This window comes from Rhizobium sp. TRM95796, assembly GCF_025779995.1.
Classification (GTDB): domain Bacteria; phylum Pseudomonadota; class Alphaproteobacteria; order Rhizobiales; family Rhizobiaceae; genus Rhizobium_E.
This window is the reverse complement of sequence record NZ_JAOXHE010000011.1, coordinates 18494-34253: the sequence shown is the minus strand read 5'-3', so window position 1 is coordinate 34253 and position 15760 is coordinate 18494. Positions and strand designations below refer to the sequence as shown.

The following is a 15760-nucleotide window of genomic DNA, read 5'->3' as shown; positions in this document are numbered from 1 at the left end:
CTGCGAGACGATCCGGCTCCCTCGGCTTACGCAGCCTGACACTAGCCCTCATTACATTCATCAAGCGAAACGATGTCTTCGCCAGCTCGAGGCTTCAAAGCCTCGTTCGCGAGCCGCATTATGTTGGCGACCAAAGCGAGAGGCTGCAAAAATGTTCGAAGACATCACTATTGCGCGTTGGCTTGAAGAAGCCATCACATCCAACAGGCGCTCGCCGAGCGTGGCCTGACCCCATAAGGTGGTCCGGTTTCAGTCTTAATGTATGATCGGCTTTTCGGCCATGGCCTGGGCAGATGGCGGTGCCGATCCGGGCGGCGGCGCAGGCCAGATGATAGCCTGCGGTGCCGGCGGTTTATATCCGAGCGATGAGTGCGGCCGCTCGGTGTTGTAGTAGCGTCGCCAAGCCTCGATGATAACCTTCGCCTCGGCGAGGCTATAGAATATTTCACCGTTGAGCAGTTCGTCGCGAAGCTTCGAGTTGAAGCTCTCGCAGTAGCCGTTCTCCCATGGGCTTCCTGGTTCGATGAATGCGGTCTTCGCACCGACAGCGGCAATCCACTCCCGCACGGCCTTGGCTATGAACTCCGGGCCGTTGTCGGAACGAACATGGCCCGGCACGCCGCGCAGGATGAACAGGTCCGACAAGACATCAATGACGTCGGTGGAGCTGAGCTTGCGATCGATGCGGATTGCCAGGCATTCCCGGGTGAACTCGTCGATGATGTTGAGCATGCGGAATTTCCTGCCATTGTGGGTGCGGCCCTCGACGAAGTCATAGGACCAGACATGGTTGGGGTGCTCCGGTCGAAGCCGGATGCACGATCCGTCATTCAGCCAGAGACGCCCTCTTTTCGGTTGCTTCTGGGGAACCTTAAGCCCCTCCCGCCGCCAGATGCGCTCGACGCGCTTGGCATTCACCGTCCAGCCTTCGCACCGCAGCATCGCGGTGATCCTGCGATAGCCATAACGGCCATAGCGGGAAGCGAGCCGGATGATGTCGGCGGTCAATGCCTCTTCATCTGGCCTGCCTCCAGGCCTCTTGCGCTGGGTCGAACGGTGCTGGCCCAGAACCTTGCAGGCGAAGCGCTCCGAGACGAAGAACTTCGCCATGACATGGTCGATGCATCGGCGGCGGCGGGAAGGGCTCAGAAGTTTCCCGAGGCAGCCTCTTTCAAAATCAGTTTCTCGAGCGTCAGGTCCGACACCGCCTTGCGAAGCCGCTCGTTCTCTTTCTCAAGGTCCTTCAGCCGCTTTACCTGGTCACCCTTCAGGCCACCGAACTCCTTGCGCCAGCGGTAATAAGTGAACTGCGTCACGCCGATCGAACGAACCGCTTCCCCAACAGATCGCCCCTGCGACAACAGAACATCGACCTGGCGCAGCTTCGCAACGATCTCTTCGGGCTTATGCTTCTTCTGGGGCATTCCAACGTCCTCTCCAATGGCTCAATAGCCTACTTCAGGGAGGACCACTTTTCAGGGGGCAGACCAATACACTTGAAATAAATCCTGAAGGCGTAGAGCCGGTGCTGACGGCCGACCAAGTTTGGAAGGGTCTTGAGATGAAGGCGAACAACGCACTTCCATTTGTGCCTGGGATGTCTCGTTGTGACGTCATCAGTCGATCGGATAATGGCCTGTTGCGTCAGATCACTCTGCCCACTGGTGATTATGAAGAGAGAATAACCTTTTTTCCACCAGTCCAAGTTCAATTCGAAAGAGTCGGTAGCGATGGTTTCATACAAAACACGATCAGCGAAAGTGAAAAGGGATTGTGGCTCACCTTCACCTTCAGCGTCCCTTTCGCGGGAGCATCGGAAGGTTCTGACGAAGAGCTCGTTCTGATTAACGAGATGCGTCGCAGCTACATTACCGCAGTGGTATCAACGTTGAAGAAAGTCCGTGAGCTTGTGAGTGCCGGCAAGCTTTAGATTCCATTCCCAACCTAAAGTCGTTGTTCTTTATGTCTTAGGATGTTGGTTTCCACGCAGAACTGAGCCGGTTAGGCGCATAATTTCCATTGAGAATTGAGCCATGTGAACCTTCCCCCCAACGCGGTGAGCGACGGGGGCAACGGAGTGATCCACATGGGACTTTTAAACATCATCCGCCGGATGGCGCTGCGCGAGAAGCTATCGATCCGGGAGATCAGCCGACGAACCGGTCTGTCGCGCAACACGATCGCGAAGTATTTGAGCGCGGGCACGATCGAGCCGACGTTCACGGTACCGGAACGACCGAGCAAGCTTGATCCATTCGCTGACAAACTGGCGGCCTGGCTGAAGACCGAGGCTGGGAGGTCACGCAAGCAGCGCCGAACGTTGAAGCAACTTCATGCAGATCTGGTGGCTCTCGGCTTTACCGGCTCTTATGGTCGCGTCGCTGCCTTCGCCCGTCAGTGGCGGCTCGAGCAGCAGACGGCCGGCCGAGGCATATTCGTTCCTCTGTCTTTCCGGCCCGGCGAAGCATTCCAGTTCGATTGGAGCGAAGACTATGCCGTGATCGGCGGCGAGCGCATAAAGCTTCAGGTCGCGCATATCAAGCTGGCGCACAGCCGGGCCTTTCTGGTCAGAGCCTACCTGCTACAAACCCATGAGATGCTGTTCGACGCACACTGGCACGGCTTCCGGGTCTTCGGCGGCGTGCCCGCGCGTGGAATTTATGACAACATGCGCACCGCAGTTGATCGTGTTGGCCGCGGCAAGGAGCGGCAGGTCAACGTCCGCTTCCTGGCGATGACGAACCACTACGTCTTTGCGCCCGAGTTCTGTAATCCCGCCGCAGGCTGGGAGAAGGGACAGGTCGAGAAGAATGTCCAGGATGCCCGACCACGGCTATGGCAACAGATGCCGGACTTCCCGGACCTGCCGGCATTGAATGCCTGGTTGGAACAGCATTGCCAAGACCTGTGGCGGGAGACACCGCATGGCACCTTGCCCGGCACAATTGCGGATGTCTGGGCTGATGAGCGGGCAGCATTGATGGCACTGCCAGCCGCGTTTGACGGCTTCGTCGAGCAAAGCAAACGGGTCTCGCCAACATGCCTGATCACCTTCGAACGGAACCGCTATAGCGTGCCCGCATCGTTTGCCAACCGGCCTGTCAGCTTAAGAATCTATCCCGAACGACTGGTCGTTGTTGCCGAGGGCAACGTTCTTTGCGAACATGTGCGGATCATTGAGCGCAGCCACGACAAGCCGCCACGGACGATTTACGACTGGCGGCATTACCTTGCGGTCATCCAACGCAAGCCCGGAGCTCTTCGTAACGGTGCGCCCTTCCTGGAGTTGCCACTCGCCTTTCGGCAATTACAGGATCAGATGCTTCGCCGCCCCGGCGGTGATCGTGAGATGGCGGACATCCTCGCCCTCGTTCTTCACCATGACGAACAGGTCGTACTCAGGGCTGTGAAGCTTGCCCTGGATGGGGGCGTCGCGACCAAGACGCATGTGCTGAACCTGCTGCACCGGCTGATCGACGGCAAGACGATCGACGGTCCCGATGTCGACACACCACAGGCGCTAACCTTGGTGCGTGAACCCAAGGCTAATGTCGAGCGCTATGATGGCCTGCGCCTCCGGATAGCAGGAGGCCGCAATGCGTCATGATCCTGCCAGCGCCGCCGTCGTCATCATGCTGCGTAGCCTGAAGATGTACGGCATGGCCCAAGCGGTCCTGGACCTGATCGAGCAGGGAGCGCCAGCCTTCGATGCTGCCGTGCCGATCCTTTCCCAGTTGCTGAAAGCCGAGATGGCAGAGCGCGAGGTCCGCTCCATCGCCTATCACATGAAGGCAGCTCGCTTCCCGGCCTACAAAGACATCTCCGGATATGACTTTGCCGCCAGCGAGATCAACGAGGCCACCGTGCGCCAACTACACCGATGCGAGTTCCTGGATGGGGCACAGAACGTTGTCCTGGTCGGCGGCCCTGGCACAGGCAAAACACATATCGCGACCGCTCTCGGCGTCCAGGCAATCGAGCATCATCGCAGAAAGGTCCGCTTCTTCTCGACCATCGAACTGGTCAATGCACTTGAGCAGGAGAAGGCCAAGGGCAAGGCCGGTCAGATCGCCGAAGCCTTGGTCCGTCTCGACCTGTTGATCCTTGATGAGCTCGGATACCTTCCGTTCAGTGCCTCAGGCGGAGCGCTGCTGTTCCACCTGCTGAGCAAGCTTTACGAGCGCACCAGTGTCGTCATCACCACCAACCTCAGCTTCAGCGAATGGGCCACAGTATTCGGCGACGCCAAGATGACGACCGCTTTGCTCGATCGGCTGACACACCGTTGCCACATCCTGGAAACAGGAAATGACAGCTTCCGCTTCAAGGCCAGCTCGGCCGCAGCGGCACAGAAGAGAGGAGAAAAAGCCAGCCCATTGACCAAAGCCTGATCAAAAAACCATACTCAGAGGTGGCTCACTTCTCGGTGAAAAAACCGGCTCAGTTCCGCGTGAAAACCAACATTAGGCAGCACAATGAAGATGACGGAAGGATGGAGATCAACGTGCCATCCCATTCCCACATGCCTTGTTCAAGACTGCTCTTACTTGAACATGTTTTATAGATCCGTGAACGGCTCCTTCCCCGCCGCTCCACTGCGGTCCTCGCCGCAGTCGCCTGCCCCAGTCGCAGGCTTTGCTGCCTTCGGTACCGCCACCGAGGGCAGCTTTTTTGCGGATATCAAAGGAGCTTTGATATTAGTGGGGGCGGGTCTCAGGGAATGAATTTCACGACGCCGTCATCGGCCTATCTCAGGCGACACAAGCTCAGCATTGCTCAGCCGAGAGGGCCGAAAGATCCTGCAGATAAGGTCCCGGACGGCGTTTCAAGTCAACACATTACGCGAAAGCTGCCTACAGCTGCGGGACCATTCGGATGACGTTCAATTCGGAATTCTTTACGACGGCCGCTTCGTCGTCTCGTGAGAACGGCCGGATAGTGCGACCGAAGTACTTTGGTGGCAACAGTATGCCCGCCTTATGTGTGCGAGCGAGCCTTCAGTCACGGATGGCCCTGAAAACGATATAAAATTTTCTTCGGCTCTCTACAAAGGACCAAGCCTTCGCCCGCGCCGCGTGAGCCGCAACGGAGTGGCCTGGCACTTAAAATCGCATGAGCCAATGGTAGATGGCCGCGAAAGAAGGGGCGGGCCAGAGATAGTCTCTTCACGTGATCGCAGGACGTGGATCTCACGTGGACGAGCGAATTTTCGAGTAGTAGAGCCGCAGGGATGCTCACTGCAGACAGCGTGTAATAGAAACCAACTCAGCTAACTTGGTGTCGAAAAGCATCGTCGTCTATCGCAAACTTAACCTTGCCTATCGTAGACTAGGGGCGTTTTCATGCTTGGGCCGGGTTGCGGAGCGGCCCGCCATCATCATGGCTGGCTCCACTTGGAGATCGTCACGGGCGCTCCTTTATAAGCCGGAGTGCCTGATTTGGGGTCGAAATCGGAGAGCGCCATCACCTTGTTAAGTTCTGGATAGTAGCCTGCGACCGAGCCCTGTGGAATGTTGAATTCAACCGCTATGAAACCAGTCAGGACACGCGTTTTTGAAGGTTTGCCGATGGCCATTCCAGCGACCTGAACTTGCTCCCCTTCGGCGATACCGCGTATGTCCATATCGGCTTTGTTCATAAGGATCACGTCCCGTCTGCCAAAAATGCCCCGATAACGGTCATCTTTGTTATAAATAGTCGTGTTGTACTGACCATGCGCACGTATGGTCGTCAGCACAAGGCACTCGCCGTCGATCAATCGCGCATCGTCTTCAAGCCCTGCAGCAACGAGAAAATTGGCTTTCCGATTTGATGTATGCCACTCACGCCTCGATGCAGGGATATCCAGACGGAACCCGCCTGGCTTTCGTACTCTGACATTGAAGTCGAAGAACTCAGGAAAGACGATCTCGATTTTGTCTCGGATACGGTCATAGTCTTCCACCAGTTCATCCCATGGTATCTCGTAACGCGAACCGATTGTGGCCTTTGCAAGTCCGGCAATGATCGCGGGCTCCGACTTAAGTTCGTCGCTTGGCGGTTTAAGAAAGCCCTTCGAGGCGTGAACCATCGACATCGAGTCCTCGACTGTGACGGATTGTGGCCCGGTACCTTGCAGGTCTTGGTCGGTTCTGCCTAGGACAGGCAGCAAGATCGATGTTTTCGCAGTGAGCAAGTGAGACCGATTGGGTTTTGTAGCGATGTGCACGGCCAATTCTAGTTGCCGCATGCCTTCGAACACAGCATCGGGGTCTGGCATAGCGACAGCAAGATTTCCTCCGAGGCAAATGAGTGCTTTTGATTCGCCTGATATGATCGCTTCCAAACTTTCGACTGCGTTATGACCTTTCTCCGCAGGTGGTCGAAAACCAAAAGCTTTCTCGATACCGTCCAGAAGTGCAGCGCTCGGCATTTCAGTGATGCCGACGGTTCGATCGCCCTGTACGTTTGAGTGTCCGCGCAACGGGCACAGTCCAGCCCCCGGCTTTCCAATGTTTCCCCGGAGCATGAGAAGGTTCGCCAATTGCTGAACAATCTCGGTTCCGGCGAAGTGCTGCGTCACACCCATGCCATAACAGATGATGACCCGGTCGGCGCTTACATAGGTATTCAATGCGTTCTCGAACTCGCTAGGTCCTAAGCCAGACCGCCTGTAGATCTGATCCCAGGTTGTTCTCTCTACGTCGGCTTTAACCTCGCCAAGTCCGGAAGTATGATCTTCGATAAAATCCCGGTCGAGAAGGCCGGCGCCGCCATCTTCAATATCCAGACGATCCCGCTCAAAAAGCAGTTTCATCAGTCCTTTCAATAGAGCCATGTCCCCTCCCGTTTTGATTTGGTAGTAGGAGGATGCAATAGGCGTTGAGGATAGAGTAATCATCTCGATAGGATTTTGCGGAGCCGCAAATCGTTCCAGTGCGCGTTCGCGCAGCGGATTGAATACCATGATCGGGACACCTCTTTTAGAGGCGTCGTGCAACGTGGTCATCATTCTCGGGTGATTGGTTCCTGGGTTGTGACCGATGCTGATGATCAGGTCACATTTGTCGAAATCAACCAACTCCACAGTACCCTTGCCAACCCCGATCGACTGCGGAAGCCCGACCGAAGTCGCCTCGTGGCACATGTTCGAGCAATCGGGAAAATTGTTCGTGCCAAAGGCGCGAACAAACAACTGGTAGAGAAACGCGGCTTCGTTTGAGGCGCGGCCAGACGTGTAAAACTCGGCCTGATTTGGATCTGACAGCTCGCTCAACCGTTGCCCAACCGTATCAAATGCCTGCTGCCAAGATATCGCTTTGAAGCGATCGCTTGCTGCATCATATAGCATCGGTGAGGTCAGACGACCGGAATCTTCTATGCGATGGTCGTCCCAAGCCCACATTTCGGATACGGTGTGGCGCGAAAAGAACTCGGGATCCGCCCGTTTTCGGGTCGCCTCCCATGTAATCGCCTTCGCGCCGTTTTCGCAAAACTCAAATGCAGAGGTATGGTCGGGATCCGGCCACGCGCAGCCTGGACAATCGAACCCTTCCGGCTGATTTGCTTTGAGTAATGCGTTAACGCCAGTCAAAGAGAGTTGCTGTTCCTTAAGGGCCCTGGCAACTGCGTTTAGGGCACCCCATCCTCCTGCTGGCGCACGGTAGTCAGCAATACCCTCCAACTTGTCTTCCGTCATGCTAGCCTCCGATCGGTTATACGACGGAAATGGGAGCCGCATTTTTCTCCGATGTCTTGATCGTCACGGTTGCGATTTGTACGGGAGCAAAAGTAGCCTGTGTAAGTCGAGCCTCTCAACAACTAGCTGCTTTGGACACCAACGATACCAGTCTCATCCAAACGCTGTTCCGATTTCAGCAACTATGAGTTCCGGCCATTGCCGCTAGTGGATGTGCCCTTCGAATGACACCTTTAGAGCAGTCGAGTGATCAACCACCGACATCACCAATCAAAAGGATATGACAATGTCATACGATCGGATTACCGCCCAGAACTCCGCAGTTCTTTTCGTCGACCACCAGACAGGTCTAGCCAACGGCGTGCAGACCCAAAGCCCGCCGGAGTTCAACAACAACGTAAAAGCATTCGCCACTCTTGCTAAGGTCTACAAACTGCCCGCGATCATCACGACCAGTGCTTCTGATGGACCAAACGGCCCTATCATGCCAATCGTGACAAACCTTCTTCCAGAAGCAACCATCGTCCACCGCCCTGGCGAGATCAATGCTTGGGATAACAAGGACTTCGTTGCTGCGGTTAAGAACACCGGGAGAAAGAAGCTGCTGATCGCTGGCATCTCGACCGAGGTTTGCCTCGCTTTTGCAGCGCTATCAGCCAAGGAAGATGGCTATGACGTCTATGCCGTTATCGATGCTTCTGGCACGTGGAACAAGATCGTTGAGGACGCCGCCATTGCACGTATGGTGCAAGTGGGCATCAAGCCTATTACCTGGGTCGCAGTAGGCGCGGAACTTCTCGGCGACTGGCGTTCGGAGCATGGCCAGGAGCATGCGCAACTTATGGGCGATCATCTCCCATTCTCTGCCAACAACATCTCCGGCTATCTAGCGGCGAAGGGCCAGTGAGGGCGACGGCCGAGGGCGCTGTCTGGGGGCGGTTTCATTGCCCGCAGACAGTGCCTTCTGCCGTATCAACATATACACATCCGGATATGAGAACAGGATTTTCGGCCTACCAGCTCAGCTGGTAGCTTTAGAGCCATATTCGGAGATTACGAAGGTATTTGAAATGGAAGTTGGAATTTTCAGCGTTGGCGAAGTCACAGCCGATCCCTCGACGGGTAAGGCGCAGACGGAGCACGAAAAACTCCAGGCTATGGTGAAGATCGCTGTCCATGCCGACGAGGCTGGACTAGACGTATTCGCGATCGGCGAACATCACAATCCACCCTTCGTACCGAGTTCCCCTACCACCATCCTGGGCTACATTGCGGGTCAGACAAAGCAGATCACACTGTCAACGTCGACAACGCTAATTACGACCAATGACCCTGTAAAAATAGCCGAGGATTTCGCAACGCTGCAGCAGCTTTCGGCGGGCCGTGTCGACTTGATGCTGGGACGCGGGAACACGCCCGCCGTATATTCCTGGTTTGGGAAAAACGTTGAAGACGGTGTAGCCCTGACCGTTGAAAATTACGGGCTCCTGCACAGGCTCTGGCGTGAGGATCGTGTGGATTGGGAGGGTAAGTTCCGCACCCCTTTGCGCGGGTTCATGTCCACGCCTCGGCCGTTTGAAGCGAGGCCGCCGCTTGTGTGGCATGGTTCCGTATCGAACCCCGATGTCGCCGAAATCGCGGCGTATTATGGCGATGGATTTTTTACTAACAATCTCTTCGGCCCGGTCGAGCATTTCGGTCGACTTGTGAAACTGTATCGCGAGCGCTTCGCCCACTACGGGCACGGGAAGGCCGAAGAAGCAATCGTCGGCGCTGGAGGGCAGATCTTTATGCACCCCAACTCTCAGGAGGCTTTGGCGCAATACCGGCCTTTCTTTGCCAACTCCAGGATTTATCGGGGTGCAGGGCTCGAGCAGGTCATGAACAACACCTCACTCGCCGTCGGAAGTCCCCAGCAAGTGATCGACAAAGTCCTGACGTTCAGAGAACATTTCGGTCGTTACCGCCGGCAGCTCTTCACACTCGAAATGGGCGGCGTTCCGCTCAAAACTGTCCTTGAACAAATTGATTTGCTGGCCGAGCGAGTTGCGCCAGTCCTTCGCAGAGAGATGTCCGCGACACAGCCCGGCTGAGGCTGCATCTAGCTCACTGCGATTAGATAATTTCTCGACATGGCAGGCTTTAACGCCTCTTCATACAGACCCTGAGGACGCGCTGGTTCCCCTGCACCACCGGGCTAGAAGCTATTTCGCCGTCTCGGCTTTACGAGACCATCCCCTGCGGCGCTTCGAGCTGGCGTCCAAAATGCGGTGGTAGCTTACAATACCCTAAACATTTCCACGTTTAATCATTTGCTGGCGAGGACACGGCGCTTGTAGGTCTCGGCAAACCGGGCTCTACGATACCAGAGCGCCGAAGCACTTAGTCCGCGGCTTACTTTCGGCTGTGTGTTGTTGTCACACAGCTTTCGAATTCTGAAAACTGCGGCGCCGCAAGCGTCGCGCGAAACATCTTTAACCGCAAGCAAAGGGGTTTCTTGGCTGAGGTCGCCAAGAACGATCATTCAATGGCTGAAGCCAGTGTGTCGCCGAATCTTGTGAGTACGCACCTTTAGCAAAAACCGAACCTGCTGAACTGTTGCAGCGGGCGGAAGAAAGCATTTGCGATTTGCGAGCTTAATTTACGCTCCAGATGCACTATTCTTATGGATGACGCTCGGCGAAGAACTCGCTGTCACCCGTAAGAAGTCAGCTTTGACACTGGATCTCAACGACGAGCGGAGAACATCACCATGAAGAACTAAAATCGGAGACCTCCCGTGACGAAGAATCCATTAACACCGATTATGCGTATACATATCCGACTGGCGACTGGAGCCAGGGAGGCATCTGTCGATGAAAGTCTGCTCGCGGAGGCGAGCGAGCTTGGATTAACTGGCGCCGAGATTGACGCCGCGATGCGCGGAGCAAGTTTCAATGCTGTGACAGATGTCGCGGTCAAATATGCCCTTGCTGTCCGCGAGGGTAACGACGCCGCGGCCGACGCTGCAAAAAAGAAGCTGATTGCTTTCACCACAATGGATGTCAGCCGGCAGATCAACGAAATGCTGTCCGCACCAATGTAGCAGCCGGCATTACAGCTATGTCAACACCATGTTTCGTGCCGATCCCGCGATGCTATTGCAAACCTGGGATGGAACGAAGTGGCGAAATTATTCAAGGAGGGGAACGCATGGATCGCTGGCAAGCCATGAAAGTATTCGTAAAGGTCGCGGAAGCGGAGAGCTTCGCGGACGCAGGACGCCAACTCCACATGAGCCCTCCTGCCGTTACCCGCGTTGTCTCCTCGTTGGAGGATATCATTGGAACGCGTCTTCTGACGCGCACCACCCGATCCGTGAAGTTGACGGAGTCGGGTAACAGGTATTTCACCGACTGCCAGAGGCTATTAGCGGATCTTGCAGACGCCGAAGCGGCCGCTGCGGGCGCATTCGCGAAACCCACCGGGACACTCTCTATTACTGCCTCTTCCATGTTCGGTACAATGTTTGTGTTACCCGTGGTCACGGAATACCTGGACGAATATCCGGACGTGATTGGACGGTGCTTGTTCTTGGATCGTGTTGTAAACATCGTCGATGAGGGTATCGATGTGTCGATACGTATCGGCCACCTGCCGGACTCAGGCTTTGCTGCGATTCGAGTTGGCTCCGTGAAGCGGGTGATCTGCGGATCCCCTGACTATTTCGATCAGAATGGCGTCCCTCTTACGCCTTCGGATCTATCTCGTCACCGGATTGTCGCTTCAACGAGCGCATGGTCATCATTGGAGTGGCGTTTTGGTTTGGAGCAAAAGACGGTCGTGCATGTGAGTCCGCGTCTTTTTACAAGCTCGAACGAGGCAGCGATTGCCACAGCGGTCAAGGGATGGGGCCTCACCCGCGTGCTATCATACCAGATTGCCCCGGAACTCGAACGCGGTCAACTTCAGACAGTTCTGGCTGATTATGAGGAAGAGCCACTGCCTATTCACGTCGTCCATCCCGACGGTCGTCACGCGTCTGCAAAGGTGCGAAGTTTTGTGGATTTCGCCGTGGCAAAGCTCAGGGCGAACCGGCATTTCAGCTGATGCTTTTTCGACCGCGCGTTGCCGCGCGGTCACTGTTTCAAAAAAGTCCAAACACCACAGATCTACTCGGCCGCTTCCTCGATGACCTTCACGACTTCGGCCGGGTGAGAAACCATCACGACATGGGATGCCCCGCTCACGACAACAGTTTCTTTAGAGGATGCTCGCTCGGCCATCCATCCCAATGCTTTCGCTGGGATGTTCTTATCCTTCTCACCATAAATGAAGTAGGAGGGAATCTCCTTCCATGCGGCACCTGGCGCCGCCTCAGTAAGGGCCGACAGCGTTACAGGGCGCTGTGTATCGGCCATGAGAGCGGCGACGGCGGCTGGCACATCGGCGGCGAATTGGCCATGGAATTTTGCTTTAGCAATATACATATCCTTGCCACCGTCAGCCAAGATGACGGGTTCGTCGAGTGTCGGCTCCAGCGTACTACCGGGAAACTTGGCACTCAGATCCGCAGCTGACTCGCCGATATCGGGTGCGAAGGCTCCAACAAACACCAACGATTTGACGTTCTTCATGCCTACGGCGGACGCACTGATGACAGATCCGCCATAGGAGTGGCCCACGAGAACCACTGGCTTCTTGATGCTTGAAACGATCCTTGCGACGTAATCGCCATCGGTTTTTACGCCTCTAAGGGGATTTGCAACGGCCACTACTTCGAAGCCGTCCTCGTGCAGTCGCGAAATCACCCCATTCCAGCTCGAAGCGTCAGCGAAGGCTCCATGAACTAGAACGACGGTCGGCTTAGGCGATTGTGCACTGGCCGGCGCTGCAACAACGCCCGCGATAAGTGCCGCGGACAGTACCCTCTTGATTGTCAGCATATCGATCTCCTTCTTAGAGAGTTGGCATTTTTTCAATTTGGGTCGCTAGTCGGTTGCCACGTGAGAAAGCCGACGTGCAGGGTGGGCAGCGGTCAGAGTGCGAGTTCCATCACACCGGCGTCTCCAAGATCCGTCTGTGCGGGGTATGCACTGCAAATAAGGACCTCCTCATCGCCCACTGCAGCCTGAGGCGGCGTTTTATAGGCCACTTTTCCCTTCACCATCCGGGTAGCGCAGGTCCCGCAGGTTCCTCCTCGGCAGCTGTAATCCGGGGACAATCCTTCAGCCTCGGCAAGGTCCAACAACGTGCCACTTCCGGGATGCCACAGTGCCTGCTTTCCAGATTCCGTGAAGACGACGGGGACGTCATTTGTCGAGGGAAGAGCGCCTACAGCGGTCACTGAGCCGATATCTGGGCGACGCTTGACCGAAGCGGGGCCAAAGCTTTCGGCGAATATCCGTTTGTCTGCTACGCTAAGGGACCGCAGCCCGTCGTAAGTGTCTTGCATGAAAGCGGGTGGACCGCAAAGATAAAAGTCGAAGTCCCCGAATGGCAGGACCTTTTTCAAAAGAGCGATGTTTATGCGGCCGATTTCATCGTAATCAACGTCTTTGATGGCTTCTTCTTGAGAGGACAGCACGCGCGTCAACGAAACAGCGCCATCACCCTGCGAGACCAGATCGGCGAGTTCATTTGAAAAGCCCTGTTCCGCCTTGCTTCGCGCGGAGTAGATCATCCACGTCTTGCGCATCTTCTGTTTGCGCCGACCTTCATAAACGATGTGTCGTAGCATCGCCAACATGGGAGTGATTCCCACTCCGGCTGCCAATAGAACGGCGGGACGCTCTTCTAGGGGATCAATTGTGAATCCGCCGGCAGGCGCGCGCACCTCAATGAGTGAACCGACATCCAATTCGTGCAAATGTTGGGAAACCCGCCCCTCTCTTTTTACGCTTATTCGGTAGCCAGCGTCTGACGGCGCGGCCGAGAGCGTGTAGGTTTTGATGACGGGATCCTCATCACCCTCAAGTAGGACACGGATTGGAAGATGTTGTCCTGCCTTATGGGGGATCAGTCCCGCTCCATCACTTGCCGAGAGGTAAATTGACCTGACGACTGAACTTTCATCGACAACCCGATCAACTTTGAACGGCCGCCATGTCTTAGCGAGTTCCGCGGCTTTCAATCGTTCACTCGCTTGGCTCCAGTCACCTGTCATCGTTGAGAACGGGCTCTCGCCTCCATCTCTCGTACTCCAGCGGATCGGCAGTGCTCCGCGGCGTCTTACGATACGCTCTGGGCGAAACGTCCAAAGCCTCTCTGCGCCCTGAAATGCGGCGATTTCAGGTGAGTTCAGAAGAACCTCCGCCCGTCCGCTCAACTGGAGGACGTCACCTGTATGAGCGTCGAGAAACGTTAGGCCGGCGCGGCCATTCAGGGCAATATTTCCAAGAGTGTTGAAGAAAAAATTCCCGTTGAAGTCAGGGATCGTGAAGAGCCCGTCAGCACCTATCCGGACGAAACCCGGCTTTCCTCCACGATGAGACACGTCGACCTGGCGGTCTCCGCCAACGTCCGCGTAAGAGGCAACGAAAAATGTATCGGCCAGGCCTATTAGAGCTCGAGCCTCATCGTCGAGACCATCTAGAGCCTCCACAACCGGTTCGAAAGCAGCCGTCGGATCACGCTCAAAGTGATGGTCACGATACTGGATATACCTCGGGCAATTTCCGTAGCTATGGATCACTTGCAGATCAAAACCGGCTTTGGTGTGCCGACGGATATTTCCGTTGAGCCGGTTTCGCCTGCGTGTGTGAAGCTCGATGCCAAGGACGCCTATTGGCGCACCTTCGTAGGCACCCCCAAATGCGGGATCGGACTGATCAAATTGGGTACCAATGCTGAGCGTGTGCTCATCGCTCGCCCTGAGAAATCCTGGATGCCCGGTCAAAAACGTTGCCCACGGATGGCCGTCACGGTCAACGGCACCAACGACCAGGAAGGGAAGTTGAGGATAAAACTTTTGATGCTGTTCTATCAGACGACTTCTGATGAAGCGGCGCCCTACGTCGTGCATCTTTTCCATGACCCCGACGGACGACTGGATTTCAATCTCGCCCTTGTGCCATGGCGCTTCCGCCAGTTCGTAAACAATCTTTGCATCAGCCGCCATGGCAGTCTCCCAAGGGTGCGTTACGCTGCCAGACCAACCGGCGTCTTCCCGAATTCGACGAAGCCCGGAAGAGACTCGACACGTTCGAGCCAGGCGCGAACATTGGGATAAGCGGAAAGGTCTACGTTGCCCTCAGGAGCACGTGCCGTGTAGCTATAGATCGCCACATCAGCAATTGTGGGACGGTCAGATACAAGCCACTGACGGGTAGCAAGTTCCTGATCCAAGACCGCGTAGAGCGCGTGAGCCCGTGCAATGACTTCGTCTGCATTGTACTTCGCACCGAAGACGGTAATCAAGCGGGCGGCGGCGGGACCAAATGCAATCTGTCCTGCGGCAACGGAAAGCCAGCGTTGGATCTGAGCAGCGCCGGTCGGGTCCTCAGGCAGCCAGTCGGACTTTCCAAGTTTCTTTGCAAGGTAAGTGAGGATGGCGTTAGAGTCCGAAATTACGGTCTCGCCGTCTACAAGGACTGGAACCTGACCGAAAGCGTTCATTTTGAGGAACTCTGGCCTTTTGTGCTCTCCCTTCGCCAGATCGACGTCGATCAACTCAAATGGCTGATCAACAAGCGAAAGAAAGAGGCGAGCTCGATGTGCATGGCCGGACAAGGGATGAAAATACAACTTCATGACGATTTCTCCAGTTCGAGCAACTCCTTATGAGCCACTTCTGAGCTCCAATTTGCGCAGGTCGGCCCGATCAATGAAGACGGTTTTCACGGAAGTCAGTATTCCACATTTGACAAGCAATTGACGTGGTTATGCCTGTCCGGCACCTCGGCACATCAGTTTGCAGTGGAAATCCAGAACGAGCAGCCTTCGCATCGGTGGCTTTGGTTCCACCGGCGTGGGGCAACCGACGGCGCAAGGACCTGGCAAGTGGAAATTTGCGAAGGCAGGTCACGCTCACATCGCCTGAGGTCGCCTGTTCGTGGTCGTCCCTCAGTTGCTGAACCCGGCATAGGTCACCACAAAACAAAC

General features: G+C 55.7%; 12 protein-coding genes. 7 read left to right on the top strand and 5 right to left on the bottom strand.

Going from position 1 to position 15760, the window contains the following annotated elements:
• Positions 1-255: 255 nt before the first annotated feature.
• Positions 256-1424, bottom strand: a protein-coding gene (locus tag OCK01_RS21070; protein WP_263825664.1) for an IS3 family transposase whose coding sequence is annotated in 2 segments (ribosomal slippage) — positions 256-1160 and positions 1160-1424 — 1170 coding nt in all. Because the reading frame shifts where the segments join, the coding sequence is not laid out codon by codon here.
• A gap of 77 nt (positions 1425-1501) precedes the next feature.
• Here OCK01_RS21070 and OCK01_RS21065 point away from each other — a divergent pair.
• The 3 genes from OCK01_RS21065 (at position 1502) to istB (ending at position 4391) form a co-directional block, all read left to right on the top strand.
• Positions 1502-1930 (top strand): SRPBCC family protein, encoded by a 429-nt coding sequence (locus OCK01_RS21065; RefSeq protein WP_263825818.1) that lies wholly within the window; start codon positions 1502-1504, stop codon positions 1928-1930.
• Between the two features lie 156 nt (positions 1931-2086).
• Positions 2087-3607, top strand: a complete 1521-nt coding sequence (gene istA, locus OCK01_RS21060) for an IS21 family transposase (RefSeq protein WP_263825663.1) — start codon at positions 2087-2089, stop codon at positions 3605-3607.
• Positions 3597-4391: an IS21-like element helper ATPase IstB gene (istB, locus tag OCK01_RS21055; RefSeq protein WP_263825662.1), complete on the top strand. Its 795-nt coding sequence runs from the start codon at positions 3597-3599 to the stop codon at positions 4389-4391. The genes istA and istB overlap by 11 nt, the downstream gene beginning before the upstream one ends.
• A 986-nt stretch (positions 4392-5377) precedes the next feature.
• Here the strand turns inward: istB and OCK01_RS21050 are convergent.
• Positions 5378-7678, bottom strand: a complete 2301-nt coding sequence (locus OCK01_RS21050; RefSeq protein WP_263825661.1) for an FdhF/YdeP family oxidoreductase — start codon at positions 7676-7678, stop codon at positions 5378-5380.
• A 286-nt stretch (positions 7679-7964) separates the two neighbouring features.
• Here OCK01_RS21050 and OCK01_RS21045 point away from each other — a divergent pair, with 286 nt between their 5' ends.
• From OCK01_RS21045 to OCK01_RS21030, 4 genes are all read left to right on the top strand, one after another.
• Entirely contained in the window at positions 7965-8585 is a 621-nt protein-coding gene (locus OCK01_RS21045) for an isochorismatase family protein (protein ID WP_263825660.1), read from the top strand.
• Between the two features lie 163 nt (positions 8586-8748).
• Positions 8749-9771, top strand: coding sequence for a CE1758 family FMN-dependent luciferase-like monooxygenase (locus tag OCK01_RS21040; protein WP_263825659.1), 1023 nt, complete (start codon positions 8749-8751; stop codon positions 9769-9771).
• A 686-nt stretch (positions 9772-10457) separates the two neighbouring features.
• On the top strand, positions 10458-10763 hold the full coding sequence (locus OCK01_RS21035; protein WP_263825658.1) for a hypothetical protein: 306 nt from the start codon (positions 10458-10460) through the stop codon (positions 10761-10763).
• A gap of 107 nt (positions 10764-10870) precedes the next feature.
• Positions 10871-11767: a LysR family transcriptional regulator gene (locus tag OCK01_RS21030; RefSeq protein ID WP_263825657.1), complete on the top strand. Its 897-nt coding sequence runs from the start codon at positions 10871-10873 to the stop codon at positions 11765-11767.
• A gap of 62 nt (positions 11768-11829) precedes the next feature.
• Here the strand turns inward: OCK01_RS21030 and OCK01_RS21025 are convergent, their stop codons facing one another.
• The 3 genes from OCK01_RS21025 to OCK01_RS21015 all read right to left on the bottom strand — a co-directional run bounded on the left by OCK01_RS21025 (position 11830) and on the right by OCK01_RS21015 (position 15409).
• Positions 11830-12603: an alpha/beta fold hydrolase gene (locus OCK01_RS21025; RefSeq protein WP_263825656.1), complete on the bottom strand. Its 774-nt coding sequence runs from the start codon at positions 12601-12603 to the stop codon at positions 11830-11832.
• 92 nt (positions 12604-12695) lie between these two features.
• Entirely contained in the window at positions 12696-14777 is a 2082-nt protein-coding gene (locus OCK01_RS21020; protein ID WP_263825655.1) for a pyridoxamine 5'-phosphate oxidase family protein, read from the bottom strand.
• A gap of 20 nt (positions 14778-14797) precedes the next feature.
• Entirely contained in the window at positions 14798-15409 is a 612-nt protein-coding gene (locus OCK01_RS21015; RefSeq protein WP_263825654.1) for a glutathione S-transferase family protein, read from the bottom strand.
• Positions 15410-15760: the final 351 nt, after the last annotated feature.

Excerpts from the sequence above, each read along its gene's own strand:
- OCK01_RS21045 (WP_263825660.1), top strand. The coding sequence starts at position 7,965 with ATGTCATACGATCGGATTACCGCCCAGAACTCCGCAGTTCTTTTCGTC.
- OCK01_RS21015 (WP_263825654.1), bottom strand. The coding sequence starts at position 15,409 with ATGAAGTTGTATTTTCATCCCTTGTCCGGCCATGCACATCGAGCTCGC.
- OCK01_RS21040 (WP_263825659.1), top strand. The coding sequence starts at position 8,749 with ATGGAAGTTGGAATTTTCAGCGTTGGCGAAGTCACAGCCGATCCCTCG.
- OCK01_RS21050 (WP_263825661.1), bottom strand. The coding sequence starts at position 7,678 with ATGACGGAAGACAAGTTGGAGGGTATTGCTGACTACCGTGCGCCAGCA.
- OCK01_RS21030 (WP_263825657.1), top strand. The coding sequence starts at position 10,871 with ATGGATCGCTGGCAAGCCATGAAAGTATTCGTAAAGGTCGCGGAAGCG.
- OCK01_RS21020 (WP_263825655.1), bottom strand. The coding sequence starts at position 14,777 with ATGGCGGCTGATGCAAAGATTGTTTACGAACTGGCGGAAGCGCCATGG.
- istA (WP_263825663.1), top strand. The coding sequence starts at position 2,087 with ATGGGACTTTTAAACATCATCCGCCGGATGGCGCTGCGCGAGAAGCTA.
- istB (WP_263825662.1), top strand. The coding sequence starts at position 3,597 with ATGCGTCATGATCCTGCCAGCGCCGCCGTCGTCATCATGCTGCGTAGC.
- OCK01_RS21025 (WP_263825656.1), bottom strand. The coding sequence starts at position 12,603 with ATGCTGACAATCAAGAGGGTACTGTCCGCGGCACTTATCGCGGGCGTT.